The following is a 25,551-nucleotide window of genomic DNA, read 5'->3' as shown; positions in this document are numbered from 1 at the left end:
ATTATGTAATGCTTATTATTTCTTCACCGGTTTTTGCCAGTCAGGTTTATGCACCTGAGGCACCCGGCTTAACAGTAAACCGTTGTCAGGAACATCGCGCGTCACAGTGGTGCCCGCCGCGATGGTCACATTGTTGCCGACAGTAACAGGCGCAATCAGCTGAGTATCGGAGCCGACAAACACGTCATTGCCGATAATCGTTTTGCTTTTGTTCACGCCGTCATAGTTACAGGTGATGGTGCCCGCGCCGATATTCACGTTGTCACCAATCTCAGCGTCGCCGAGATAAGAAAGGTGACCCGCTTTAGAGCCTTTGCCCAGACGGGATTTTTTGATTTCGACGAAGTTGCCGACGTGCGCGCCTTCGGCCAGCTCAGCGCCAGGGCGCAGACGGGCGAATGGCCCGACGGTACAACCGCTTTCCAGCACCGCATCTTCGAAGACGCTGTAAGGGCTGATTTCACAGTCATCGCCAATCACACAGTTTTTCAGCACGCAGCCCGCACCGATTTTCACCCGATCGCCCAGTTTGACGTGGCCTTCGATAATCACGTTGGTATCGATCAGGACGTCGATGCCATGAGACAGCTCGCCGCGCAAATCAAACCGCGCCGGATCCATCAGCATCACGCCTTCCAGTAGCAGGCGTTCAGCCTGTTCGCTCTGATACACGCGCTCAAGGCGCGAAAGTTGCAGGCGGTTGTTCACGCCATCCACTTCACTGTTACGCGCCGGATGAACGGTGGCGATCTGGTGCCCTTCGGCATGTGCCATCGCAATGATATCGGTGATGTAGTATTCACCCTGCGCATTATTGTTATTGAGTTTGCTCAGCCAGCGCTTGAAAGATGCTCCGTTGGCTACCAGAATTCCGGTGTTAATCTCCTGAATTTTAAGCTGTTCCTGGCTGGCATCTTTTTGTTCGATAATGCCGATCACTGTGCCATTTTCACGCACGATGCGACCATAGCCGGTTGGCTCGTCAAGCACGACGGTCAATAAACCAATACCGCCTTCCGGTTTGACTTTCAGCAGTTTGTCCAGCGTATCGACGGAAATTAACGGAACGTCGCCGTACAGCATCAGCACATCTTCATCATCAGCAAAGAAAGGCGCTGCCTGCTGCATAGCATGACCGGTACCCAGTTGCTCTGCCTGCAATACCCAGTTCAGATCACTGCCCGCCAGATTTTTCTTCAGCAACTCGCCACCATGGCCATAGACCAGATGCACGTTCTTCGCCCCCACCTGCATGGCGGCATCAATCACGTGTTGCACCATCGGCTTACCTGCCAAGGAATGAAGAACTTTAGGAAGGTTGGAGTACATGCGTGTTCCCTTGCCCGCGGCAAGGATGACCACACTCAGTGTGCTGTTCGACATAGGTAACCTGACAAATCCAATTTGAGTGACAAAAGTAACCCGTTCAGTGCCCGGATTACTACATATTTCGCTTCAAAAACCACCTGCAGGCCGCAGCCTGTAAGGGTTGAGCACGGTATAGACTACAGCAAAAAATCTGAGGGTAAAACGTCCACTTATTCCGCAAGTATTCCATTAAACGTGAATTTCCGCCTTCGGATAAACGCAGAAAAGTGTCTTATTTAAAGGTAAAAAAAAAGCGACCCGAAGGTCGCCTTTTACACTGATGTCGTTACATCGCTTTCCTGGTAAGTTCGATAACGCGAAGTTTCGCGATCGCCTTAGCCAGTTCTGCTGACGCCTGAGCGTAGTCAACGTCGCCGTGAGAACTATTAATATGTTCTTCCGCCTTGCGCTTAGCTTCAAGCGCGCGCGCTTCGTCGAGGTCTTGCCCACGGATTGCAGTGTCAGCCAACACGGTTGTTGCATTCGGCTGCACCTCAAGGATGCCGCCGGAAAGATAGATATACTCTTCTTCCCCGTGTTCTTTAACAATGCGCACCATGCCAGGCTTGATGGCGGTGAGCAGCGGAGCATGCCCCGGGAAAATACCCAGTTCGCCTTCGCTACCCGTCACCTGGATCTTCTGTACCATGCCGGAAAACATTCTCTTTTCCGCACTGACTACATCCAGATGGTAAGCTTTTTCAGCCATGTCATCCTCTCTCAATACCACAACAAACTAGCGTTACAGTTTCTTGGCTTTTTCCACTGCTTCTTCAATGGTGCCAACCATGTAGAACGCTTGTTCCGGCAGGTGATCGTAGTCGCCGTCCATAATGCCTTTGAAACCACGGATGGTATCTTTCAGCGAAACGAACTTGCCCGGAGAACCGGTGAAGACTTCGGCCACGAAGAATGGCTGGGACAGGAAACGCTGAATCTTACGCGCACGGGATACAACCAGTTTGTCATCTTCTGACAACTCGTCCATACCCAGGATCGCGATGATGTCTTTCAGTTCCTGATAACGTTGCAGAATAGACTGCACGCCACGAGCCACATCATAGTGTTCCTGACCAACAACCAGTGGATCCAGCTGACGACTGGTGGAATCCAGTGGGTCTACCGCCGGGTAGATACCCAGTGACGCGATCTGACGGCTCAGTACCACGGTCGCATCTAAGTGAGCGAAGGTGGTGGCTGGAGATGGGTCAGTCAAGTCATCCGCAGGGACGTAAACGGCCTGTACGGAGGTGATAGAACCACTTTTGGTCGAGGTGATACGTTCTTGCAGAACGCCCATCTCTTCCGCCAGCGTTGGCTGATAACCTACCGCAGAAGGCATACGGCCCAGAAGTGCGGACACTTCAGTACCGGCCAGGGTATAACGGTAAATGTTATCGATGAACAGCAGAACGTCACGACCTTCATCACGGAATTTCTCCGCCATGGTCAGGCCAGTCAGTGCTACACGCAGACGGTTGCCTGGTGGCTCATTCATCTGGCCATAAACCAGGGAAACTTTGTCGATAACGTTGGAATCGGTCATTTCGTGGTAGAAGTCGTTACCCTCACGAGTACGTTCACCCACGCCTGCAAACACAGAATAACCGGAGTGCTCGATCGCGATGTTACGGATCAGCTCCATCATGTTTACAGTTTTACCAACACCCGCACCACCGAACAGACCGACTTTACCGCCCTTAGCGAACGGGCACATCAGGTCCATAACTTTGATACCGGTTTCCAGCAATTCCTGGGAGTTCGCCAGCTCTTCGTAAGAAGGAGCAGGACGGTGAATTGAACGACGTTCTTCTTCGCCGATTTCACCTTTCATGTCGATTGGTTCACCCAATACGTTCATGATGCGACCCAGAGTCGCTACACCAACCGGAACTTCAATTGGGTGTTCCAGGTTGTTCACTTTCAGATTGCGACGCAGGCCATCTGATGTACCCATTGCGATACAACGAACAACGCCGCCACCTAACTGTTGCTGTACTTCCAGCACCAGCTTGGAGGTACCGTTTTCTACCTCAAGAGCATTGTACACATTCGGTACTGCATCCTGAGGGAACTCGACGTCCACCACGGCGCCGATTACCTGGATAATCTTTCCAGTAGCCATCTTGAATCCTCTACGTAATTCGTAAACCTAGCTTAAACCGCGGAGGCTCCCCCGACGATCTCGGTGAGTTCCTGAGTGATGCTGGCCTGACGAGCTTTGTTGTATACCAACTGCAGCTCTTTGATCAGGCTGCCGCCGTTATCGGTTGCGGCTTTCATCGCTACCATTCGCGCGGCCTGTTCGCTGGCCAGGTTTTCTACGACGCCCTGATAAACCTGAGATTCCACATAACGACGCAGGAGGGTATCCAGCAGCGCTTTAGGGTCCGGCTCATACAGGTAATCCCAGGATTTCTTCGCCAGTGCGCCGTCTTCTGCTGGTGGCAGAGGCAACAGCTGCACGATGCGTGGTTCCTGAGACATGGTATTGACGAATTTATTGCTAACAACGCATAACTTGTCTAAGCGACCTTCGTCGAAAGCCTGCAACATCACTTTAACCGGTCCGATCAGTTCTGACAGAGAAGGGTTATCCCCCATGCCAGTAACCTGAGCAACAACGTTGCCACCCACGGAGCCGAAGAAAGAGGCTGCTTTGGAACCGATCAGTGCGAGATCAACTTCAACACCCTTTTCGGACCAGCCTTTCATCTCTGCCAGCAGTCTTTTGAACAGGTTAATGTTCAAACCACCACAAAGACCACGGTCGGTAGACACCACCAGATACCCGACGCGCTTAATGTCACGCTCATCCAGGTAAGGGTGCTTATATTCCAGATTACCTAACGCAAGGTGACCAATCACTTCACGAATGGTTTCTGCATAAGGACGGCTGGCCGCCATACGTTCCTGCGTTTTACGCATTTTGGAGGCGGCGACCATTTCCATCGCTTTAGTGATCTTTTGCGTGTTTTGCACGCTGCTGATCTTACTACGTATCTCTTTTCCGCCGGCCATCTCTGCTTCTCCTCATTACCAAACGGCCCGCTGCTTATCTGCCAAATGCAGGACAGCAAGGCCGCTTAGTGTTACCAGGACTGGGTTGCTTTGAAGGTATCGAGGATATTTTTGAATTTACCCTCGATCTCATCGTTATACGCACCAGTTTGGTTGATTTGCTGCAGAAGCTCGCCGTGCTCACGGTCGGCAAACGCCAACAGTGCCGCTTCAAAGCTACCGACTTTGGACAACTCAACGTCTTCCAGATAACCACGTTCTGCTGCGAAGATGATCAGAGACTGCGCCACGATTGACATCGGAGCGTATTGTTTCTGTTTCAGCAGCTCAGTCACTTTCTGACCGTGGTTCAGCTGTTTACGGGTTGCCTCATCCAGATCGGAAGCGAACTGGGAGAACGCAGCCAGTTCACGATATTGTGCCAGCGCGGTACGAATACCACCGGACAGTTTTTTCATGATCTTGGTCTGAGCAGCACCACCAACACGGGATACCGAGATACCCGGGTTAACCGCAGGACGAATACCGGCGTTAAACAGGTTGGATTCCAGGAAGATCTGACCATCGGTAATCGAGATTACGTTGGTCGGAACGAACGCGGAAACGTCACCCGCTTGCGTTTCGATGATCGGAAGCGCAGTCAGGGAACCGGTTTTGCCTTTCACTTCACCCTTAGTGAATGCTTCAACGTAGTCGGCGTTTACACGCGCAGCACGTTCGAGCAGACGGGAGTGGAGATAGAAAACGTCGCCTGGGTAAGCTTCACGACCTGGTGGACGACGAAGCAGCAGGGAAATCTGACGGTAAGCAACAGCCTGTTTAGACAGGTCATCATAAACGATCAGTGCGTCTTCACCGCGGTCACGGAAGTATTCACCCATTGCGCAGCCGGAGTACGGTGCCAGATATTGCAGTGCAGCAGATTCTGATGCAGTTGCAACAACAACGATGGTGTTTTCCAGTGCGCCGTGCTCTTCCAGTTTACGAACCACGTTAGAAATGGTGGACGCTTTCTGGCCGATAGCCACATAGATACATTTGATGCCGGAATCGCGCTGGTTGATGATCGCATCGATCGCCAGAGCAGTTTTACCGGTTTGACGGTCACCGATGACCAATTCACGCTGACCACGACCGATTGGGATCATGGCATCAACGGATTTGTAACCTGTCTGCACAGGCTGGTCTACGGATTGACGTTCGATAACGCCAGGTGCGATTGCTTCGACAGCTGAGAAGCCGTCATGCTCTACCGGACCTTTACCGTCGATTGGCGCACCCAGGGTGTTAACAACGCGACCTAACAGGCCACGGCCAACTGGAACTTCCAGGATACGGCCAGTACATTTTACTTTCATCCCTTCGGCGAGGTCAGCGTAAGGGCCCATAACAACAGCACCTACGGAGTCGCGCTCCAGGTTCAGGGCGATAGCGTAACGGTTACCCGGCAACGCAATCATTTCCCCTTGCATGACATCGGCTAAGCCGTGCACGCGGATGATCCCGTCACTGACGGAAACGATAGTACCTTCATTGTGAGCTTCGCTCACTACATTGAACTGAGCAATGCGCTGCTTTATCAGTTCGCTGATTTCGGTGGAATTCAGTTGCATGCTCCAGTCCCCTTAAGACTGCAAGACGTCTGCCAGGCGTTCAAGACGACTGCGAACGCTGCCATCAATCACCATATCACCTGCACGGATAATGACACCGGCAAGAACAGACTTGTCAATTTTGCAATTCAGCTTAACTTTGCGAGACAAACGTTTTTCCATAGCAGCAGCAATTTTTGCCTGCTGTTCTTCCGTCAGTGGACTTGCTGAAGTGACTTCAACCTCAGCACTAGCCTCCAGTGAGGCGCGCAGTTCGATGAACTGCTGCAACACTTCCGGAAGAACGCGTAAACGTCCATTTTCAGCCATTACCCTAATCAGGTTCTGGCCTGCGTCGTCGAGTTGTTCACCACATACGGCAATAAACGTCTTAGACAGCGTTTCTGGTGCCGTTGCACCGGAAAGCAGTTCTTCAATCATTTCATTGCGCGTGACTTCAGCCGTGAACGCTAACATAGACTGCCAGCGATCTAAGCTTTGGTGCTCAACGGCAAAGTCAAAAGCTGCTTTGGCGTAGGGGCGAGCTACAGTTACAAATTCAGACATCAGCCCCTCCCTCCTTACAGTTCAGCGACCAGTTTATCAACGATGTCGCTGTTAGCAGCTTCATCCACGGAACGTTCGATGATCTTCTCGGCGCCAGCAATGGCCAAAATCCCGACCTGTTTACGCAACTCTTCACGTGCACGTTGGCGTTCGGCGTCAATCTCTGCCTTAGCTTGCGCTACGATCTTGTTACGTTCCTGCTCGGCTTCGGTCTTCGCTTCGTCGACGATCTGTGCTTTACGCTTGTTCGCCTGGTCGATGATTACCTGAGCTTCAGCTTTGGCTTTCTTCAGTTGGTCGGTCGCATCGGCTTGCGCTAAGTCCAATTCTTTTTTGGCACGTTCTGCAGAAGACAAACCTTCAGAAATCTCTTTCTGACGTTTTTCGATGGCTGCCATAATCGGCGGCCATACGTACTTCATGCAGAACAGAACAAACAGGACAAACGCGATAGCCTGGCCGAGGATTGTTGCGTTAAGATTCACAGCACAATGCCTCTTTCAAAGTGAAATATTTGATGTAGTTCGTTTAACCGTGAGCAAGCTCAGAGTTAAGCGACAGCAAACATCACGTACAGACCCAGACCAACAGCAATCATTGGGATTGCATCGACCAGACCCATAACGATAAAGAACTGTGTACGCAACAGAGGGATCAGGTCAGGCTGACGTGCAGCACCTTCCAAAAATTTACCACCCAAGATGCCGATACCGATTGCAGCACCGATTGCCGCCAGGCCCATCATCACAGCGGCAGCCATGTACAGCAGATCCATACTCAGGTTTTCCATGACAGTCTCCAGTTTGTTTCAGTTAAAACGCAGTAGTGTTGAAAGAAAAATCAGTGTTTTTCAGATGCCATCGAGAGATAGACAATCGTCAGAACCATGAAGATAAAAGCTTGCAGCGTAATGATCAGGATGTGGAAAATGGCCCAAGGCACACTCAGGATCCACTGTGACCACCACGGCAGCAGGCCAGCAATAAGGATGAAGATCAACTCACCCGCATACATATTGCCAAACAGTCGCAGACCCAGTGAAACTGGTTTAGACAGCAGGCTGACACCCTCAAGAATCAGGTTAATCGGAATGAAAACCGGATGATTGAATGGCTGCATTGTCAGTTCTTTAACGAAACCGCCAATGCCTTTCATCTTAATGCTATAGAAAAGAATCAGAATGAATACGCCGAGCGCCATGGACAACGTGATATTCACGTCAGCCGTGGGTACAACACGCAGAGCCGGCAGACCAAGAAGATGTTCGCCGATGTATGGCAGAAAATCGATTGGCAGCAAATCCATCATGTTCATCATGAACACCCAGACGAAGACAGTCAGAGCCAAAGGCGCTATGACTTTGCTTTTGCCGTGATACATGTCACGCACGTTGCTATCGACGAAGCCCACAACCAGCTCGATGGCCGTTTGCAGTTTCCCCGGAACACCACTGGTGGCGTTTTTAGCGACGCGATGGAAGATAACCAGAAAGAGTACTCCGAGGAACACGGAGAAAAACATCGAATCGATGTTAATCGACCAGAATCCCGTCCCTACCTGAAGCTGAGTCAGATGGTGACCGATATACTCTTGTGGAGTAGAGATTTCTCCTGATGCAGACATGATGCCTCTTACCCTTTAGTAGTTAAGTACGGTAACTGTTAATGACGGCCGGTGCCAAAATCTGAGTCATCAACACCGATAAATAGGCCAACCCCAACGGAGCGAACGCCGCCTTAAACAGGCCAAGTGCGACAATCATTAAGATTATCGTAACCAGCACCTTCAGCGCCTCTCCGATAGCAAAGGACCAGGCAACCCGTCCAGAGACCGTTGTTTGCGCCTGATGGCGCCATGCAAACAGCATGAACAGTACATTTGGCAGCCAGGCGGCCAAACCACCCATAAGAGCTGAAGTGGTCCATTCCAGGCTTTTAAAGCCAAAGACTGCACTGAGCAGAACAAAGGTCAATAACTGCAGTAGTAACAGCTTTCTGGCAACCTTCACACTATGCGTACTGTGTAAAATACCGGATACAGACATGACGTTTGTTCTCTCCGTATCGAGTACCTAGCTGGAGGTATGCTGAATGCCGTATATCACTGCCTTTACTGTTTTGAGTCAAGCAGCAAAAACCGAGCAAATTATACGGTGCACAGGAACGAATTCAATGGATAAGTAGCGAAAAGGTGAACAATTATTTAAATTTTCCTCTTCATCGCTATTTTGATTACGAAACTATAGCTGAATTTGCCCTTTTTACTTTGCTGCGGTTATTTCATCACCTGACAAAGAAGCGTGCACTGGATCACATAATTAACGCGACCCTATTTATATACCCTGCACCGCTCGAATGTCTTTAGCTAAACCGGCCTTTTAAAAATGATATAAATCATATTGTTAAAAGAACCGCGATTGAGAAAACATCTTATTTAAAAATAGACATCATCCGATGATACAACTAGCCAACAAATATCAACATTTTCATTACAAGTTGAATATCACTGGCCTGATGCCGATTAAATTTCACAAGTGACTATCTCGGTACGGATTAAAAATAAAGGTCACCTAATTGCTAACAGTGTGTAAAAAAGAGGTGATTGGTCGAAAGTCACCGCTATTTAATTAGCCTGCTCATTTTAACTCTGTTAACACACATATTTTTTAAGGATTATTTGATAATTCTCAACTTTAGTTTGCACTAAGAATTATCAGATGACGTTCTCCGTCAAGTTCCGGAACCTGCAGTTTCACCACACTTTCCAAAGTGATACCGTCAGGTAACGCCGTCAGTTCATCATCGGGACACACGCCCTTGAGCGCATAGAAGCGCCCCTGCCCTTTCTTTGGCAGATGATGACACCAGGACAACATGTCCTGTAACGAGGCAAACGCACGGCTTATCACACCATCAAATGGCGGTTCAGGTTCAAACTCTTCCACACGGCTTTGTACCGGCTCAATATTCTTCAACCCCAGCTCATGCTGAACCTGACGCAGGAAGCGTACGCGTTTGCCGAGGCTGTCCAGCAATGTGAAATGCGAGTCCGGACGGACGATAGCCAGTGGAATGCCCGGTAAGCCCGGCCCCGTACCCACATCAATGAAACGACGGCCCTGCAAATGCTCATTTACTACGATACTGTCCAGAATATGGCGCACCAGCATTTGCATCGGATCACGTACCGACGTCAGGTTGTAGGCTTTGTTCCACTTATGCAGCAGTTCAACATAGGCAATCAGTTGGTGTTTTTGCTGATCGGGTAACGCTATTCCTGCCGCAGCAAGCAGCGAGTCCAGTTTCTTTTGCACAGTGAAAATCCTCTGACAGAGTCGGTATTCCGGGAACAGCCCGGTGGGGGAATGATAAAGCAGCCAAAAAGGCGGGGAAAGCGAGAATTGACCGCCGCCTTGGGATCAAAGGGCGGTCATCAGAGATGTGTCTCAGGCGCTACGGCGCAGCAAGCCTTGTTTTTTAAGCCAAATCAGCAGAATTGAGATAGCAGCCGGTGTGATACCGGAGATCCGCGAAGCCTGACCGATCGACGTCGGCTTGTGATCGTTTAGCTTGGCGATCACTTCGTTCGACAGACTGTTCACCTGACGGTAATCCAGATCTGTTGGCAGCAAAGTGTTTTCATTGCGCAGCTGTTTGTCGATTTCTTCCTGCTGACGTGCAATGTAGCCTTCGTACTTGATTTGAATCTCAACCTGTTCAGCAGCCTGTACATCTGGCACGCCCGGCGAAAAAGGAGACAATGTGGTGATCAGCGCATACGTCATTTCGGGACGACGGAGCAACTCTTCAGCATTGGCCTCTTTTGAGAGCGGCGCGGAAAGGTGTGCGTTGATTTCGCTGACCTGTGCGTGATGAGGATTGACCCAGATCCCGCGCAGACGCTGACGTTCCTGCTCGATCATCTCCAGCTTCTGGTTGAAGCGTGCCCAGCGGGCATCGTCGACCAGGCCTAATTCACGCCCTTTTTCCGTCAGACGTAAATCGGCGTTATCTTCACGCAGCATCAGACGGTATTCAGCACGCGAGGTAAACATGCGGTACGGTTCTTTGGTACCCAGCGTACACAGGTCGTCTACCAGCACACCCAGATAAGCCTGATCACGGCGTGGCGCCCAGCCTTCATCGTCGGTGGCGCTGCGTGCAGCGTTCATACCGGCCAGCAGACCTTGTGCCGCCGCTTCTTCGTAGCCGGTTGTACCGTTGATTTGTCCTGCAAAGAACAGTCCAGCAATAAATTTGCTTTCCAGCGTCGGTTTCAAATCACGCGGATCAAAGAAATCATATTCGATGGCATAGCCGGGACGAACGATCACCGCATTTTCCATCCCCTGCATGGAACGTACGATCTGCATCTGTACGTCAAACGGCAGGCTGGTTGAAATTCCGTTTGGATAGACTTCATTGCTGGTCAGGCCTTCCGGTTCAAGGAAGATCTGATGAGAATTACGATCGGCAAACCGCATGACTTTATCTTCGATCGACGGGCAATAACGCGGGCCGATCCCTTCGATGATCCCGGCATACATCGGGCTGCGATCCAGATTGTTGCGGATCACATCATGGGTTTTTTCGTTGGTATAGGTCATGTAACACGGGATTTGTCGCGGATGTTGCGACGCGTTACCCATGAAAGAGAATACCGGAGCCGGATTATCGCCGTGCTGTTGAGCCAGTACGCTGAAATCAATGGAGCGGGCATCGATACGCGGCGGTGTACCTGTTTTAAGACGGTTCACGCGTAACGGTAATTCACGAAGACGCTGTGAAAGGGAGATAGCAGGAGGATCACCTGCACGACCGCCGCTGTAGTTTTCCAGTCCGATGTGGATCTTGCCGTCCAGAAAAGTACCGACGGTCAGTACTACCGTTTTGGCGCGGAATTTCAGCCCCATCTTGGTCACGGCACCGACAACGCGATCGTTTTCCACAATGAGATCTTCGACTGACTGCTGGAAGATCATCAGGTTTGGCTGATTCTCTAAGGCAGTGCGAACTGCCTGACGGTAAAGCACACGGTCAGCCTGAGCACGGGTTGCCCGTACAGCAGGGCCTTTGCTCGCGTTTAGTATCCTAAACTGAATGCCCGCATGGTCGATAGCTGTGGCCATCAAACCGCCGAGAGCGTCCACTTCTTTTACCAGATGTCCCTTCCCGATCCCGCCAATTGCCGGGTTACACGACATCTGTCCCAGCGTGTCGATATTGTGGGTTAATAATAAGGTCTGACGTCCCATGCGTGCAGATGCCATGGCAGCTTCAGTACCTGCATGACCTCCACCGATGATAATGACGTCAAATTGATCCGGATAAAACATGCGACTGCACCTCAGCGTTCAAGCGAACTTTCTTTGTATGGCGTTGGGAGGAGGGATTCTACTCAAGTTTAGATCTTCCACAAGCCCCGGAGGATCTTCCCTAATTAAAAGAAGATCTTTTTTATTTAAAGATCTCTTATTAATACTTCTATTAGGATCGCGATCCTCTGTGCATAAGTCATTTTTCTCAATGAAGATCAATATGCTAAGAAGGATCGAATGCTGTGAATGATCGGTGATCCTGGACAGTATAAGCTGGGATCAGAATTGAGAGTTATGCACAGGCTGAAAAGCGTACAGGAGTTGTTAGAGGGATAACTACCGGTTTTACACCGCTTTAAAGCATAGTTATCCACATCTGATCGGCTGAAATTTACACTTATTTGAGTAAATTAATCCAGTTGATCACCCAAACCTCTGCCGGATCCTCAGGAATTTCATGCTGAGTCACGTCGATCTCAAGTCGATCACCGATCCGTTTTGCCCCTAATGACGTCAGTTTCTGATCGAGAGAATTGATCGCGCCACAGAAAGTGTCATATTCGCTGCTGCCTAAACCTAAGGCACCAAAACGAACTTTTGACAGATCCGGTTGCTGATCTTCCAGCTGTTCCAGGAAGGGTTGCAAGTTATCAGGCAACTCTCCGGCACCGTGTGTGGAGCACACCACCAACCAGATCCCTTCTAAAGGGACTTCATACAGTTCCGGACCATGAAACATCTGTGTAGAAAAACCGGCTTCTTCCAGCTTCTCTGCCACGTGTTCAGCAACATATTCGGCACTGCCAAGTGTACTTCCACTGATCAGGGTTACGTCAGACATAGAACTCTCACCCGAGAAAAGGAGGACATTGTACGCTGTGAATGAGCTGGGATCTACCTGTGGATAATAGGGGTATAGAAATCAGTGCTCAGGGCTGGATGGTGCGTGTGATGGGGTTCTGCAGGGAGATCAGCGTCTCTGTTGACTGGATCTCGTCAATGGTCTGGATCTTGTTGATAAGTACGTGTTGCAGAGAATCAATCGAGCGGCACATGATCTTAATGAAGATGCTGTAGTGGCCGGTGGTGTAATAGGCTTCGACCACTTCTTCGATACTTTCCAGTTTTTTAAGCGCAGACGGATAGTCCTTGGCGCTTTTCAAAATGATGCCAATAAAGCAGCAAACGTCGTAACCGAGTTGCTTAGGATTTACGGTGATGTGCGCACCCGTGATGATTCCAGCCTGCTTCATCTTTTCGACGCGCACGTGGATAGTTCCGGGGCTGACGGTGAAGACTTTTGCCAGTTCGGCGTAAGGTGTTCTGGCGTTGTCCATCAACGCATTGAGGATCCCGCGATCCAACTCGTCGAGCTGATAGATTTCAGACATGGTGTTCTTTCTCTTTAAGGTTAATTTCTTTGCCAGCGGCGTTGTACACGGCTTTTCACGCCGGTATCAAAGCGCCAGATATGATCGAAAATACGCAGGATCCCGGGCTTGCCATAATGCGACATCGCCAACGCATGAAAGCGGTGCTGCTTCTCCCGCTGGAGCATTTTGACCTTCTTCTGTACCTCGTCAGGCAGCCGTTGAGCGATGAAATCGGAGATCACCACTGCGTCGGCGTCATGCCATTCCGGTGATGCCAGTTTGTCCAGGGTGGCATTCAGGCAGGCTGCCAGATCGGTGCCGCCGCGAAAATGTTGCCCGAGAAAACGCAATGCCTGATCCAGTCCACCGGCGGAGGTCAGTTCATAATGAATTACTTCGCTGGCAAACAACATGATGTAACAGCGACGGTTATCGGCAAGGGCGATCCTCAGCAGCGCCAGGCAAAAGGCTTTCGCACACTGTTCATTGAATCCCCCCATAGAGCCTGAGGTGTCCACACACACCACAAATGGGCCACGGGGCTGCGGTTCTTGCTGCTGCCAGACCACCGGACGCTTCACCACTTTCTCGCGCCAGACGTCTCCCTGCAGGCGGTAAGTCATCAGCCGCTTTTCCAGTAACCGGCGGTAAAATTCGTATTCGAGTTCAGGGATACCCAGCGTACCCAGTTCGGTCGGCATCAGCCGCAGGATATCGTCGCTTTGGTGAATGCCGTTCACTTCCTCCGGCACTGTCGCGGGTTCGCGGACCATCAGCCGATGCGTTTCCATTTTGGCATCTTCATGCGGACTGGTTTTGGCCGTCTGACTGCGCCCCAGTTGCTCTGCCAGATGAACCAGCTCAGGCTGTTGTTGCAGGAAAGCACCAAAGCGGGCCAGTGACTGGATATCCCCGCGCAGACGCTTTCCTTTACTCATATCCCAAAGACGTCCTGCCGCGGTATCGTTCTCTGCTAATAAAGGAGACAACTCGCTGCTCAGTTCAAGACGCTGAAGTAACTCCTCCTGCAATTTCTCCTGTTCCTGCTCCAGTAACTGGTGATGAACGTTCACCGTCTGGAATGTCAGGTTCAGGCGCCAGCGCTGGAGGAAGAGAGTCTGAAAACTATTGCCAGTTCTTGCCGTTCGCGATTCCTCATTGTTCTCGAATAATGTACGGGCCTCGGTAGTAAAAGGAGAGTTCAGCCGGAACAACTCATCAATCAGCGCCGGCAGCCCGGTCTGAAAGGTGGTGATATCGGTCTGCTGGCATTGCTGGTAAAGGTAGAATTCTTTCGCCAGATCGGGCGGTACGGGCGTTTCATGGATCCTCTGGCGCAGCCGCAGCTTCCATTCGGGAAGATCTTTGGTCAGCGCGCGTTTGAGGCGGGGGAATTTCTCAAAGAAAACGGCCAGCGCAGGCGCGGCAAGCAGTCCGACGATCAGTTCCTCGATCAATTCGGCTTCGCTGATCGCCAGCAGCAGATCCAGAGATTCCAGGCTGAACATAGTTAGTGCCCGCTGAACGTCTGCTGCTGATGGCGCAGCTGTTCGGTGACCTGCAGCAGGCTGGCTTCGATTTTCGCCATCCATTGCGCCGGAACAAACAGGCAGTTTTGCTGCTGGCCAAATTCATGCCGCTGCTGCGCGAGTTTTGCACTCAGATCGCTCAGCGTATTCTTCATCTCGTCGGGAACGGCGATATGTTCGTTGCCTGGCAAAGTCAGCGGCGTGCTCTGGCGACTGACGTCCAGCACCAGCAACTGCTGTTTATCATCAATCTCGGCATCGATGGTTTGCACAAAGCCGATGCCATTTAGCTTCGCTTTCAGTACGCCGCCTTTATTGAGCCACTCTTCCAGCGCCGTGCGGTCGAAGAGCAAGTGAGTGACTTTTATTTCATGCAGGTGCAAAGGTGTTTGCAGTAATAACGTCAGGTGAGTGGCGGAAAGGCTGTCCGGCAAGCTGTGTTGTGGTTTGCGACTGAACATCCCGGCTTTTTTGCCGAGCTTGATGGACTGACGTGAGCTTTGTTGCTGCTGGTACTGCATCCACTGCTGATCTAACTGCTGGATTTTCATCAGTAATGTTTGCTGCTGATAGGCCTGCTCGGTGATCAGCTGCTCGATTTGAGTTTGCAACAGCTGATACGTATTGAGGTCATGCCACAGGCAGTCTTTAAGCAGGATCAGATCAACAGGCGTGATGGTGTTTCGCCCGCTGAAGAATGCGCAGGCCTGCAACAGACGCAGTGCCTTTTTCCAGCGGCGATCTGAAACATAAGGCGCGGTGTCGAGCGCATCAAGACGCTGACGAAGCTGGAAAACCAGTTCAAAGCACGCATTCGGCAGATTGACTTTATCGATCTCCGGCTGCCATTGTTGATACTCGTCGTCGCTGATACTCAATGATTCGGCCACCGGATTGGCGCTTTCGTTGGTGCGGCTGGTGAGCAGTGAGCGGAAATTCTGCTTATCCTGTACCTTATCCAGCCACAGGCGGATCAACATGCGGTCATATAGCGCTTCCAGGCTGCCGTCGGCTTCAGGCAGTTCGTTAGAGGTGCTGACCAGCAGGCGTAAAGGGATCGGTTCTTCGCGTTCGCCATTCCGGAAACGGCGTTCGTTGATAGCGGTCAGCAAGGTATTGAGGATCGCAGGACCTGCTTTCCAGATTTCATCAAGGAAGACGATTTCAGCTTCCGGTAAGTAACCTTCGGTCAGACGCAGATATCGGCCTTCATCTTTCAGGGCCTGAATTGATAGCGGGCCAAAGACTTCTTCCGGCGTGGAAAATCGCGTCATCAGATATTCAAAGGCACGAGCATGACGGAAGGCGAATTTTAAACGGCGGGCGATCAGGCTCTTTGCGATGCCCGGCGGGCCGAGCAGAAAAACGCTTTCGCCGCACAGTGCGGCCAGCAGGCATAAACGAATGGCGTCCTGTCGCTCGTACAAGCCATGTTCCAGTGCGTTAGCAAGACGGGCAATCCGTTCTGCCAGAAGGGGAGATTGCGCCATACTGTCTCTTCCGGTTTTCATTTAGATATTGAATAGTGTACTGGCTCGCAGCGATAAGCCATGATTATTTTTCACTGTATAGCTTGTTGATTAATAAAAATTTTCTATTATGAGATTTGTGACCTCGTTCCTCTGAACGCCGGTTTAGCTGCACATTTAAGGGTAGGCAATCTGATTTATTCGTGCATACTGTGCGCCTTTTAGTGGGCATCATTGGACTGAGCGCACGCATCGCTTACGGATGTTCGAGCAAAAAAGAAACGAAATATGAGCACTGAACATAAACGGTCACTCCCAGCAGTAACCCTGGCCGCCATTGGTGTGGTCTATGGCGACATTGGTACCAGTCCTCTCTATACCTTAAGAGAGTGTTTTTCAGGACACTACGGTTTCAATGTTGAGCCTAGCGTCGTATTTGGTTTTCTCTCTCTGATTTTCTGGATGCTTATCCTTATTGTGTCGCTCAAGTATCTCACGTATGTGATGCGGGCGGACAATGCGGGCGAAGGCGGCATACTGACGCTGATGTCTTTGGCGGGCAGAAACACGTCATCACGCACCACGGCGGTGCTGGTGATACTTGGCCTGATCGGTGGCAGCTTCTTCTATGGCGAAGTAGTGATCACTCCGGCCATTTCGGTGCTTTCCGCAATGGAAGGTCTGGAGATCGCCGCGCCATCACTCGATCCTTATATCGTTCCTCTTTCTATTACTGTTCTGACGCTGCTTTTCATTATTCAGAAACACGGAACCGGTATCGTGGGCAAACTCTTCGCCCCGGTGATGCTGGTCTGGTTCCTGACGCTCGCCGTTCTTGGCGTAAACAGCATCATGCAGAACCCTGAAGTCTTACGCGCCATGAACCCGATGTGGGCGGTAAACTTCTTTATCGAACATAAATCCTTCTCCTTCCTGGCACTCGGCGCTGTCGTTCTGTCGATTACCGGTGTGGAAGCGTTGTATGCCGATATGGGGCACTTCGGGAAATTCCCGATCCGTCTGGCATGGTTCACGGTGGTATTGCCGTCTCTGGTGCTGAACTACTTCGGTCAGGGCGCGTTACTGCTGAAGAATCCTGAAGCGATCAAAAACCCCTTCTTCCTGCTGGCGCCTGACTGGGCGTTAATTCCGTTACTGGTATTAGCCACCTTAGCGACCATCATTGCCTCTCAGGCTGTGATTTCCGGCGTGTTCTCCCTGACGCGTCAGGCTGTGCGATTGGGCTATTTACCGCCGATGCGCATCATCCACACCTCGGAAATGGAAGCCGGTCAGATTTATATCCCGGCCATTAACTGGTTGCTGTATTTCGCAGTGGTGATTGTGATTGCCAGCTTTGAGCATTCCAGCAATCTGGCGGCGGCGTACGGTATTGCCGTGACCGGTACAATGGTGCTGACCAGCATTCTTTCCTGTACGGTGGCGCTGAAAAACTGGCACTGGAAACCGTTCCTGGTTGGCATTTTGCTGATCGGTCTGCTGTTTATGGATATTCCACTGTTTGCCGCAAACGCCACCAAGCTGTTCTCCGGCGGCTGGCTGCCGCTGACGCTCGGCCTGTGCATGTTTATCGTCATGACTACCTGGAAAAGCGAGCGTTTTCGTCTTATGCGCCGCATGAACGAACACGGGAATTCTCTGGAGGCAATGATCGCCTCGCTGGAGAAATCCCCGCCGGTTCGTGTTCCGGGAACGGCGGTGTATATGTCGCGAGCCATCAACGTCATTCCGTTTGCGTTGCTGCATAACCTCAAGCACAACAAGGTGCTGCATGAGCGCGTGGTTCTGCTGACGCTGCGAACGGAAGATGCGCCTTATGTGCACAACGTCCGGCGTGTCACTATCGAGCAGCTGTCGCCGACGTTCTGGCGTGTGGTGGCAAGTTACGGATTTAAAGAAACGCCGAACGTGGAAGAGATTTTCCACCGCTGTGGTCTGGAAGGTTTGCCGTGCCGGATGATGGAAACGTCGTTCTTCATGTCGCATGAATCGCTGATCCTGACCAAGCGGCCATGGTATCTCTACTTCCGGGGTAAGCTGTTCATGGCGCTCAGCCGTAACGCCTTGCGCGCACCGGACCAGTTTGAAATCCCGCCAAACCGCGTTATCGAACTGGGAACGCAGGTGGAAATATAATCCTGCCTTTTGCCGCTCACAGGGTACCTTCGGGTACCCTGTTTTGTTTGTGCCTTCTCCTTTCTGAAATGACTAACTCAAATTGCCTCCCTATTTCTGAATCATTCAGCGAAACGTTTCGACGCTGATCACAATTCCATCACATCTTCGTTGCCTTGTGCGGCCAGTTTCATAAACTCAGTGGTGAGCGAAACGTTTCGCTGTAGGAGTCAAAATGAAGAAGTCACCGCTATTAAATGCCGAAATCTCAACTGTTATTGCCCGGTTAGGTCATACCGATCAGCTGGTTATTGGCGATGCCGGACTTCCGGTGCCAGCAGCTTGCCAGCGCATCGATCTGGCGCTAACCCAGGGAGTTCCCACCTTTTTACAAGTCTTAGAGGTAGTGACACACGAGATGCAGGTTGAGCGGGCTATCCTCGCAGAGGAAATCCTCACCAAAAATCCTCAACTCCATGAAGCGTTACTCGCCCGATTGACACAACTCGAACAACACCAGGGAAACACCATTGCTTTGGATTACGTCAGTCATGAGGCATTCAAAGCGCAAACCGAAAAAAGTCGGGCTGTCATCCGCAGCGGGGAATGTTCGCCGTATGCGAATGTGATCCTGTGTGCCGGCGTAACCTTCTGAGGCCTTTATGCAACCTTTGCTGCAACTGACAGGGATTGATAAAGCCTTTCCCGGCGTGAAAGCACTTTCCGGCGCGGCGCTCAGCGTTTATCCGGGACGTGTCATGGCGCTGGTGGGTGAAAACGGCGCGGGTAAATCCACGATGATGAAAGTGCTGACCGGCATCTATCAGAAAGATGCCGGCTCAGTACATTTCCTCGGCAAGGAAACCGCGTTCAGTGGCCCGAAAGCTTCGCAGGAAGCGGGGATCGGTATCATCCATCAGGAACTTAACCTGATCCCTCAGCTGACTATTGCTGAAAACATTTTTCTTGGCCGTGAGTTTGTAAACGGTTTTGGCCGCATCAACTGGAAAAAGATGTATGCCGAAGCGGACAAACTCCTGGCCCGCCTGAATCTGCGATACAAAAGCGATCGCCTGGTCGGTGAATTATCGATTGGCGATCAGCAGATGGTCGAAATCGCCAAAGTGCTGAGTTTCGAATCCAAAGTCATCATTATGGATGAACCGACGGATGCGCTGACTGACACTGAAACCGCCTCTTTGTTTAACGTCATTCGCGAACTCAAAGCGGCTGGCTGCGGCGTGGTGTACATCTCCCACCGCATGAAAGAAATTTTTGAGATCTGCGATGACGTCACCGTATTCCGTGACGGGCAGTTTATCGCAGAGCGTCCGGTCAGCGAGCTGGAAGAAGACACGTTGATCGAAATGATGGTTGGCCGTCGTCTGGAAGAGCAATACCCACGCATTAACCACGCACGCGGCGCGCTGCGCTTGCAGGTTCGTGATGTCTGCGGGCCGGGCGTGGATAACGTCAGTTTTGAGTTGTACAGCGGCGAAATCCTCGGTGTCTCCGGGCTGATGGGGGCTGGCCGCACCGAGCTGATGAAAATCCTCTACGGCGCGTTGCCACGTAAAAGCGGCTACGTTTCGCTCGATGGCCGCGAAGTGGTTACTCACTCGCCGCAGGACGGTCTGGCGAACGGTATTGTTTATATCTCCGAAGATCGTAAACGCGATGGATTAGTGCTCGGGATGTCGGTGAAAGAAAACATGTCGCTGACCGCACTGCGTTATTTCAGCCACGGCGGCGGACGCCTCAAGCATGCGGATGAACAGCAGGCCGTCGGCGACTTCATTCGCCTCTTCAATATTAAAACGCCATCGATGATGCAGCCGATTGGTTTGCTCTCCGGTGGTAATCAGCAAAAAGTGGCGATTGCCCGCGGTTTGATGACGCGGCCAAAAGTCCTGATCCTCGACGAACCGACGCGCGGCGTTGACGTCGGTGCCAAAAAAGAAATTTACCAGCTTATTAACCAGTTCAAGCGCGAAGGGCTGAGCATCATTTTGGTTTCCTCAGAAATGCCGGAAGTGATCGGTATGAGCGACCGGGTTCTTGTGATGCATGAAGGTCATTTAAGCGGTGAATTCCCAATAGAACAGGCTACGCAAGAAGTGTTGATGGCAGCCGCTGTCGGCAAGCAATACCGCGTGACGCAGGAGTAATCAGATATGAGTTCTCAGACATTGTCAGCCAAAAAGCGCTGGATCAGTAAAGAGTGGTTGTTGGAGCAGAAGTCTCTGATTGCGCTGCTGGTGTTGATTGCCGTGGTCTCTTCTATGAGCCCGAATTTCTTCACCGTGAATAACCTGTTTAACATCCTTCAGCAAACGTCCGTCAACGCCATTATGGCCGTGGGCATGACGCTGGTGATCCTGACGTCAGGTATTGATTTATCCGTCGGTTCTTTGCTGGCGCTGACCGGTGCGGTTGCGGCCTCTATCGTCGGGCTGGAAGTGAATGCGCTGGTTGCCGTGGCAGGCGCGCTGGCGCTGGGTGCAGGTATCGGCGCCGTCACAGGCATGATTGTCGCCAAAGGTAAAGTGCAGGCGTTTATCGCCACGCTGGTCATGATGTTGCTGCTGCGCGGTATCACCATGGTGTACACCAACGGCAGCCCGATCAGCACAGGCTTTAATGATGTGGCAGATGTGTTTGGCTGGTTTGGTATCGGGCGCCCGCTGGGTATTCCGACACCGGTCTGGCTGATGGCCGTGGTGTTTATTGCAGCCTGGTACATGCTGCATCACACCCGGTTAGGGCGTTATATCTACGCGCTTGGCGGCAATGAATCCGCTACGCGTCTGTCAGGTATCAGCGTCGATAAAGTCAAAATTATCGTCTACTCCCTGTGTGGTTTGTTAGCCGCTCTGGCCAGTATCATCGAAGTGGCTCGCTTGTCTTCAGCGCAGCCTAACGCAGGTACGGGCTACGAGCTGGATGCGATTGCCGCTGTTGTTTTAGGGGGAACCAGCCTGTCCGGGGGTAAAGGGCGCATTGTTGGAACGCTGATCGGTGCATTGATCCTTGGCTTCCTGAATAACGGTTTGAACTTATTAGGTGTTTCTTCCTACTACCAGATGATCGTGAAAGCAGTTGTCATTCTGCTGGCGGTTCTGGTGGATAACAAAAGCAACAAATAAACTCTCCTACAGGACTTATGACCATGAATATGAAAAAACTGGCTGTCTGGGTTTCCGCCGCAGCGATCACCGCGTCTTTCAGTGCTAACGTGATGGCGAAAGACACCATCGCGCTGGTCGTTTCAACACTGAACAACCCGTTCTTTGTTTCCATGAAAGACGGTGCGCAAAAAGAAGCCGACAAACTGGGCTACAACCTGATTGTTCTCGATTCGCAGAACAACCCGGCGAAAGAGTTGGCAAACGTGCAGGACCTGACCGTTCGCGGTACCAAGCTGATGCTGATTAACCCGACTGATTCTGATGCCGTAGGCAACGCTGTCGCGATGGCTAACCAGGCGAAAATCCCGGTGATCACCCTTGACCGTCAGGCGACTAAAGGCGTCGTTGCCAGCCACGTGGCCTCTGATAACGCCTTCGGCGGCAAAATGGCAGGTGACTACATCGCGAAGAAACTGGGCGAAAACGCCAAAGTGATCGAACTGGAAGGCATTGCCGGGACTTCCGTTGCCCGCGAACGCGGTAAAGGTTTCGCCCAGGCCGCTGAGAAACACCATTTCCAGATCCTCGCCAGCCAGCCTGCTGACTTCGACCGCACCAAAGGCCTGAACGTTATGCAGAACCTGCTGACTGCGCATCAGGACGTACAAGCCGTCTTCGCTCAGAACGACGAAATGGCGCTGGGCGCATTGCGTGCCCTGCAAACTGCCGGTAAAACTGACGTGCTGGTTGTCGGCTTCGACGGCACAGAAGACGGTATCAAAGCTGTAAACAGCGGTAAAATGGGCGCGACTGTGGCACAACGTCCGGAACAAATCGGCGTGATCGGTGTTCAGACGGCTGACAAAGTGCTGAAAGGCGAAAAAGTCCCGGCTGTTATTCCTGTTGATTTGAAACTGGTTGCTCAGCCGTAATACCCGCATGCTCGATGCTGTAACCTGCGCCTCCTTTTGGGGGCGCTCTTTGACTCAGGGATCTCCACATGAAAACAGGCAAACTGGTGGTACTCGGCAGTATTAATGCTGACCACATTCTGAATATCAACCACTTCCCGCAACCGGGTGAAACGGTCATCGGCAAGCAGTACACCGTGGCTTTCGGTGGCAAAGGGGCGAATCAGGCGGTAGCCGCCGGTCGCAGTGGCGCAGATATTTCTTTTATTGCCTGTGTGGGTGACGACGATATTGGTGAGCGCGTCCGTAAACAGCTGGCCAGCGACCACATTGATACGCAACCTGTCGAAGCCATCAAAGAAATGACCACCGGCGTTGCGTTGATTTTCGTGAATGCAGAAGGTGAGAACGTCATTGGTATTGATGCGGGAGCCAACAGTGCGGTGACGCCGGACTACCTTGAACGCTATAAACAGCAAGTCATCGATGCTTCTGCTTTATTAATGCAGCTGGAATCGCCGTTAGAGACGGTGATTGCGGCGGCGAAGTTAGCCAAAGAAAACAGCACGCAGGTCATTCTTAATCCAGCCCCGGCCTGTGAATTGCCGGACGAACTGCTGTCGCGGGTGGATATTATCACCCCGAACGAAACTGAAGCGGAGAAGCTGACCGGGATTAAGGTCGAGAATAATGACGATGCGGCACGAGCAGCCAAAGCCCTGCACGATAAAGGCATCGCGACGGTTATCATCACGCTGGGCAGTAAAGGTGTCTGGCTGAGCCAAAACGGGGAAGGCAAGCAGGTCGCCGGATTCCGCGTCAAAGCCGTGGATACTATCGCCGCGGGTGATACCTTTAATGGCGCACTGGTGACTGCATTGCTGGAAGGTCAGGCGATGGACAGCGCGGTACGTTTTGCTCACGCCGCTGCCGCGATTGCAGTGACGCGTCCTGGCGCTCAGCCTTCCGTACCATGGCGCAAAGAAATCGACGATTTCCTTACGCAGCAGGAGGCCTGATTGGCCACCATGAAAGATGTCGCCCGTCTGGCGGGCGTTTCAACTTCTACAGTTTCTCACGTCATCAACAAAAATCGCTTTGTCAGTGATGCCATCGCTGACAAGGTGAATGCCGCCGTTGAACAGCTCAACTACGCACCGTCCGCGCTGGCACGCAGCCTGAAACTGAATCAAACCCGCACCATCGGCATGTTACTGACGGCCAGCAGCAACCCGTTTTATGCGGAAGTGGTGCGCGGTGTTGAACGCAGTTGCTATGAACGTGGCTACAGCCTGATCTTATGTAATACCGACGGCGATGCTGAGCGCATGAACCGCAGTCTGGAAACGCTGCTGCAAAAGCGTGTCGATGGCCTGTTGTTAATGTGTACTGAAAATCACCGGCCATCGAAAGATGCCATCAGCCGCTATCCTTCCTTACCGATTGTGATGATGGACTGGTCACCGTTTGATGGCGCGAATGATGTGATTCAGGACAATGCGCTTCTGGGCGGAGAGATGGCGACGGAGTATCTGATCCGTCAGGGCTATCGCAAAATTGCCTGCATCACCGGACCGCTGGATAAAACCACCGCGCAGGAACGGCTGAATGGTTATCGTCAGGCAATGAATAAAGCCGGGCTGGTCATCCCTCCCGGTTATGAAGTCAGCGGCGATTTTGAATTCGAAGGAGGCGTACCAGCGATGGAAAAATTGCTGTCGTTACCCGAGCCGCCTCATGCGGTCTTTGCGGGGAATGATGCAATGGCAGTCGGTGCGTATCAGGCGTTGTATCAGCGTGGATTGCGTGTGCCGGATGATGTCGCAGTAATCGGCTACGATGATATCCAGCTGGCGCAATACATGATGCCGCCGCTGACGACTATCCATCAGCCTAAAGATTCACTCGGAGAACTGGCGGTGGATGCATTATTACATCGTCTGCAGGACCCCCAGGCGGAGCCGCAGATTCTGGTGCTCACGCCGGAATTGGTGGTACGTCAATCCGTGGGTTCATTCGTCGCTAAGTAATAGATGCTGACAGGCTTTCAGCGCCGCATTGGCATCGCCGCCAAGAATGGCATCGGTCAGGCGCTGATGTTGTTCCAGCTTGATAACCTCATTTCCCGTGATCGCCCGAAAGTAACTCTGATAGACCGAACTGAATAAATTTGAGAACGACGTCAGAAAAGGGTTTTTCCCCGCTTCATAGATCAGTTGATGAAAGTGCGTATCCACCGTAATCCACTGTTCCCGATCAAAACTTTTGTGCAGCTGGCGCATTTCATTCATATAGAGTGAAAGCCGATGCTTTTGTTCTTTACTGGCTGAGACAGCGGCTAATGCACAAGCCTGCGGTTCAAGCGCTCTGCGCAGCACGATAAAATGCGCCATGACCTGATCGAAGTTTTCGCGTGTCATCCACCAGGTCAGCAAGTCCTGATCGAGAAAGTTCCAGCTGGACTGAGGCATGACCCGCGTGCCAATTCGCGGGCGGGGCAAAAGCATGCCCTTTGCCGCCAGTGTCTTCACCGCTTCACGCACGGCTGTCCGGCTGACGCCAAAAATCTCCCCTAACTCATTCTCACCGGGAAGTATCGACCCCTCGGGGTAATCACCGGATAAAACGCGTTGTGCAATCTTCTCCGCCAGTAAATAGGAAAGGTTTCGCTGAGCAGCTTGTTGATGTGCATTAAGTAGCATGTAGGGTATTCCTGAATATCTTTCATTATTATAAAGCGAGTTTACTCCAGCCTCGGGCTTTAAACAGGCGTGTTTTGAGCTGGATCCGTTCGTTAATCCTCCGTTTCGGGCTTTTTTGTTGGATTTGTGAACGGTTGATAAAATAATTGAAATTAGGGGTTGCGGCCTTCTGAGAACTCCCTATAATGCGCCTCCACTGACCGGGAACAACGACTCCTCTAACGAGAACCAAGTCGCCCAGTCAGGAAGAATCAACCCGGTGAAAACACCGCATCTCGATGAGAAAATGGTTGACTCTTCAGTGGGAAAGCGTATTATCTGCCTCCCACGTTGCTGAGTTAAGTCTCGCAATGAACGCTCTTTAACAATTTATCAGACAATCTGTGTGGGCACTCACAAGACGATATCAGCCACCTCGGTGGCAAAAAAAATATCAAG

Annotated in this window: 24 protein-coding genes; 7 read left to right on the top strand and 17 right to left on the bottom strand. The window is 51.6% G+C overall.

Annotation, left to right across the window (positions count from 1 at the left end):
• Positions 1 to 15 precede the first annotated feature (15 nt).
• From glmU to ravA, 16 genes are all read right to left on the bottom strand, one after another.
• Positions 16 to 1,383 (bottom strand): bifunctional UDP-N-acetylglucosamine diphosphorylase/glucosamine-1-phosphate N-acetyltransferase GlmU, encoded by a 1,368-nt coding sequence (gene glmU / locus I2123_RS01945; protein ID WP_213051685.1) that lies wholly within the window; start codon positions 1,381 to 1,383, stop codon positions 16 to 18.
• Between the two features lie 271 nt (positions 1,384 to 1,654).
• Complete coding sequence (locus tag I2123_RS01940) at positions 1,655 to 2,077, bottom strand: F0F1 ATP synthase subunit epsilon (RefSeq protein WP_112165412.1); 423 nt, start codon at positions 2,075 to 2,077, stop codon at positions 1,655 to 1,657.
• A gap of 33 nt (positions 2,078 to 2,110) precedes the next feature.
• Positions 2,111 to 3,493, bottom strand: coding sequence for a F0F1 ATP synthase subunit beta (gene atpD / locus I2123_RS01935; RefSeq protein WP_056775954.1), 1,383 nt, complete (start codon positions 3,491 to 3,493; stop codon positions 2,111 to 2,113).
• Between the two features lie 32 nt (positions 3,494 to 3,525).
• A complete protein-coding gene (gene atpG / locus I2123_RS01930) occupies positions 3,526 to 4,389 on the bottom strand; it encodes a F0F1 ATP synthase subunit gamma (RefSeq protein ID WP_112165415.1) in 864 nt (287 codons plus the stop codon).
• A 71-nt stretch (positions 4,390 to 4,460) separates the two neighbouring features.
• Positions 4,461 to 6,002, bottom strand: a complete 1,542-nt coding sequence (gene atpA / locus I2123_RS01925) for a F0F1 ATP synthase subunit alpha (RefSeq protein ID WP_112165417.1) — start codon at positions 6,000 to 6,002, stop codon at positions 4,461 to 4,463.
• A gap of 12 nt (positions 6,003 to 6,014) precedes the next feature.
• Positions 6,015 to 6,548 carry a F0F1 ATP synthase subunit delta gene (atpH, locus tag I2123_RS01920; RefSeq protein WP_112165419.1) on the bottom strand — a complete coding sequence of 178 codons (534 nt, stop codon included), beginning with the start codon at positions 6,546 to 6,548 and terminating at the stop codon, positions 6,015 to 6,017.
• A 14-nt stretch (positions 6,549 to 6,562) separates the two neighbouring features.
• Entirely contained in the window at positions 6,563 to 7,033 is a 471-nt protein-coding gene (gene atpF, locus I2123_RS01915; RefSeq protein ID WP_056775959.1) for a F0F1 ATP synthase subunit B, read from the bottom strand.
• Between the two features lie 65 nt (positions 7,034 to 7,098).
• Entirely contained in the window at positions 7,099 to 7,338 is a 240-nt protein-coding gene (atpE, locus tag I2123_RS01910; RefSeq protein ID WP_004093904.1) for a F0F1 ATP synthase subunit C, read from the bottom strand.
• A 50-nt stretch (positions 7,339 to 7,388) separates the two neighbouring features.
• Positions 7,389 to 8,171 (bottom strand): F0F1 ATP synthase subunit A, encoded by a 783-nt coding sequence (atpB, locus tag I2123_RS01905; RefSeq protein WP_112165421.1) that lies wholly within the window; start codon positions 8,169 to 8,171, stop codon positions 7,389 to 7,391.
• 22 nt (positions 8,172 to 8,193) lie between these two features.
• Positions 8,194 to 8,592 (bottom strand): F0F1 ATP synthase subunit I, encoded by a 399-nt coding sequence (gene atpI / locus I2123_RS01900; RefSeq protein ID WP_112165423.1) that lies wholly within the window; start codon positions 8,590 to 8,592, stop codon positions 8,194 to 8,196.
• 648 nt (positions 8,593 to 9,240) lie between these two features.
• Entirely contained in the window at positions 9,241 to 9,861 is a 621-nt protein-coding gene (gene rsmG, locus I2123_RS01895; protein ID WP_213051684.1) for a 16S rRNA (guanine(527)-N(7))-methyltransferase RsmG, read from the bottom strand.
• A 132-nt stretch (positions 9,862 to 9,993) separates the two neighbouring features.
• Positions 9,994 to 11,883: a tRNA uridine-5-carboxymethylaminomethyl(34) synthesis enzyme MnmG gene (mnmG, locus tag I2123_RS01890; protein ID WP_213051683.1), complete on the bottom strand. Its 1,890-nt coding sequence runs from the start codon at positions 11,881 to 11,883 to the stop codon at positions 9,994 to 9,996.
• Positions 11,884 to 12,262: 379 nt separating this feature from the next.
• Positions 12,263 to 12,706: an FMN-binding protein MioC gene (mioC, locus tag I2123_RS01885; RefSeq protein WP_112165429.1), complete on the bottom strand. Its 444-nt coding sequence runs from the start codon at positions 12,704 to 12,706 to the stop codon at positions 12,263 to 12,265.
• Between the two features lie 88 nt (positions 12,707 to 12,794).
• Positions 12,795 to 13,256: a transcriptional regulator AsnC gene (gene asnC, locus I2123_RS01880; protein WP_056775967.1), complete on the bottom strand. Its 462-nt coding sequence runs from the start codon at positions 13,254 to 13,256 to the stop codon at positions 12,795 to 12,797.
• 20 nt (positions 13,257 to 13,276) lie between these two features.
• Positions 13,277 to 14,746 carry an ATPase RavA stimulator ViaA gene (viaA, locus tag I2123_RS01875; protein ID WP_112165431.1) on the bottom strand — a complete coding sequence of 490 codons (1,470 nt, stop codon included), beginning with the start codon at positions 14,744 to 14,746 and terminating at the stop codon, positions 13,277 to 13,279.
• 2 nt (positions 14,747 to 14,748) lie between these two features.
• Complete coding sequence (gene ravA, locus I2123_RS01870; protein ID WP_213051682.1) at positions 14,749 to 16,257, bottom strand: ATPase RavA; 1,509 nt, start codon at positions 16,255 to 16,257, stop codon at positions 14,749 to 14,751.
• Between the two features lie 267 nt (positions 16,258 to 16,524).
• Here ravA and kup point away from each other — a divergent pair, with 267 nt between their 5' ends.
• The 7 genes from kup to rbsR all read left to right on the top strand — a co-directional run bounded on the left by kup (position 16,525) and on the right by rbsR (position 24,441).
• Entirely contained in the window at positions 16,525 to 18,393 is a 1,869-nt protein-coding gene (gene kup / locus I2123_RS01865; RefSeq protein WP_112165435.1) for a low affinity potassium transporter Kup, read from the top strand.
• A 214-nt stretch (positions 18,394 to 18,607) separates the two neighbouring features.
• Positions 18,608 to 19,027 carry a D-ribose pyranase gene (rbsD, locus tag I2123_RS01860; RefSeq protein ID WP_112165437.1) on the top strand — a complete coding sequence of 140 codons (420 nt, stop codon included), beginning with the start codon at positions 18,608 to 18,610 and terminating at the stop codon, positions 19,025 to 19,027.
• Positions 19,028 to 19,034: 7 nt separating this feature from the next.
• Complete coding sequence (gene rbsA / locus I2123_RS01855) at positions 19,035 to 20,540, top strand: ribose ABC transporter ATP-binding protein RbsA (RefSeq protein ID WP_112165440.1); 1,506 nt, start codon at positions 19,035 to 19,037, stop codon at positions 20,538 to 20,540.
• A gap of 6 nt (positions 20,541 to 20,546) precedes the next feature.
• Entirely contained in the window at positions 20,547 to 21,518 is a 972-nt protein-coding gene (gene rbsC, locus I2123_RS01850; protein WP_112165442.1) for a ribose ABC transporter permease, read from the top strand.
• Between the two features lie 23 nt (positions 21,519 to 21,541).
• Entirely contained in the window at positions 21,542 to 22,432 is an 891-nt protein-coding gene (rbsB, locus tag I2123_RS01845) for a ribose ABC transporter substrate-binding protein RbsB (RefSeq protein WP_056775977.1), read from the top strand.
• Positions 22,433 to 22,500: 68 nt separating this feature from the next.
• A complete protein-coding gene (gene rbsK, locus I2123_RS01840) occupies positions 22,501 to 23,430 on the top strand; it encodes a ribokinase (protein ID WP_213051681.1) in 930 nt (309 codons plus the stop codon).
• On the top strand, positions 23,431 to 24,441 hold the full coding sequence (rbsR, locus tag I2123_RS01835; protein ID WP_112165446.1) for a ribose operon transcriptional repressor RbsR: 1,011 nt from the start codon (positions 23,431 to 23,433) through the stop codon (positions 24,439 to 24,441).
• Here the strand turns inward: rbsR and I2123_RS01830 are convergent.
• Positions 24,424 to 25,113, bottom strand: coding sequence for a FadR/GntR family transcriptional regulator (locus tag I2123_RS01830; protein WP_213051680.1), 690 nt, complete (start codon positions 25,111 to 25,113; stop codon positions 24,424 to 24,426). The genes rbsR and I2123_RS01830 overlap by 18 nt on opposite strands.
• Between the last annotated feature and the right edge of the window lie 438 nt (positions 25,114 to 25,551).

This window comes from Rahnella inusitata (genome assembly GCF_018288855.1).
Classification (GTDB): domain Bacteria; phylum Pseudomonadota; class Gammaproteobacteria; order Enterobacterales; family Enterobacteriaceae; genus Rahnella; species Rahnella inusitata.
Note: the sequence above shows the minus strand (reverse complement) of the source record. Positions and strands in the feature narration are given on the sequence as shown.

Excerpts from the sequence above, each read along its gene's own strand:
- glmU (WP_213051685.1), bottom strand. The coding sequence starts at position 1,383 with ATGTCGAACAGCACACTGAGTGTGGTCATCCTTGCCGCGGGCAAGGGA.
- kup (WP_112165435.1), top strand. The coding sequence starts at position 16,525 with ATGAGCACTGAACATAAACGGTCACTCCCAGCAGTAACCCTGGCCGCC.
- atpB (WP_112165421.1), bottom strand. The coding sequence starts at position 8,171 with ATGTCTGCATCAGGAGAAATCTCTACTCCACAAGAGTATATCGGTCAC.
- atpH (WP_112165419.1), bottom strand. The coding sequence starts at position 6,548 with ATGTCTGAATTTGTAACTGTAGCTCGCCCCTACGCCAAAGCAGCTTTT.
- viaA (WP_112165431.1), bottom strand. The coding sequence starts at position 14,746 with ATGTTCAGCCTGGAATCTCTGGATCTGCTGCTGGCGATCAGCGAAGCC.
- atpG (WP_112165415.1), bottom strand. The coding sequence starts at position 4,389 with ATGGCCGGCGGAAAAGAGATACGTAGTAAGATCAGCAGCGTGCAAAAC.
- I2123_RS01830 (WP_213051680.1), bottom strand. The coding sequence starts at position 25,113 with ATGCTACTTAATGCACATCAACAAGCTGCTCAGCGAAACCTTTCCTAT.
- atpI (WP_112165423.1), bottom strand. The coding sequence starts at position 8,592 with ATGTCTGTATCCGGTATTTTACACAGTACGCATAGTGTGAAGGTTGCC.
- ravA (WP_213051682.1), bottom strand. The coding sequence starts at position 16,257 with ATGGCGCAATCTCCCCTTCTGGCAGAACGGATTGCCCGTCTTGCTAAC.
- rbsB (WP_056775977.1), top strand. The coding sequence starts at position 21,542 with ATGAATATGAAAAAACTGGCTGTCTGGGTTTCCGCCGCAGCGATCACC.
- atpA (WP_112165417.1), bottom strand. The coding sequence starts at position 6,002 with ATGCAACTGAATTCCACCGAAATCAGCGAACTGATAAAGCAGCGCATT.
- atpE (WP_004093904.1), bottom strand. The coding sequence starts at position 7,338 with ATGGAAAACCTGAGTATGGATCTGCTGTACATGGCTGCCGCTGTGATG.
- mioC (WP_112165429.1), bottom strand. The coding sequence starts at position 12,706 with ATGTCTGACGTAACCCTGATCAGTGGAAGTACACTTGGCAGTGCCGAA.
- I2123_RS01940 (WP_112165412.1), bottom strand. The coding sequence starts at position 2,077 with ATGGCTGAAAAAGCTTACCATCTGGATGTAGTCAGTGCGGAAAAGAGA.
- mnmG (WP_213051683.1), bottom strand. The coding sequence starts at position 11,883 with ATGTTTTATCCGGATCAATTTGACGTCATTATCATCGGTGGAGGTCAT.
- atpD (WP_056775954.1), bottom strand. The coding sequence starts at position 3,493 with ATGGCTACTGGAAAGATTATCCAGGTAATCGGCGCCGTGGTGGACGTC.
- rbsK (WP_213051681.1), top strand. The coding sequence starts at position 22,501 with ATGAAAACAGGCAAACTGGTGGTACTCGGCAGTATTAATGCTGACCAC.
- rbsC (WP_112165442.1), top strand. The coding sequence starts at position 20,547 with ATGAGTTCTCAGACATTGTCAGCCAAAAAGCGCTGGATCAGTAAAGAG.
- rbsD (WP_112165437.1), top strand. The coding sequence starts at position 18,608 with ATGAAGAAGTCACCGCTATTAAATGCCGAAATCTCAACTGTTATTGCC.
- asnC (WP_056775967.1), bottom strand. The coding sequence starts at position 13,256 with ATGTCTGAAATCTATCAGCTCGACGAGTTGGATCGCGGGATCCTCAAT.
- rbsA (WP_112165440.1), top strand. The coding sequence starts at position 19,035 with ATGCAACCTTTGCTGCAACTGACAGGGATTGATAAAGCCTTTCCCGGC.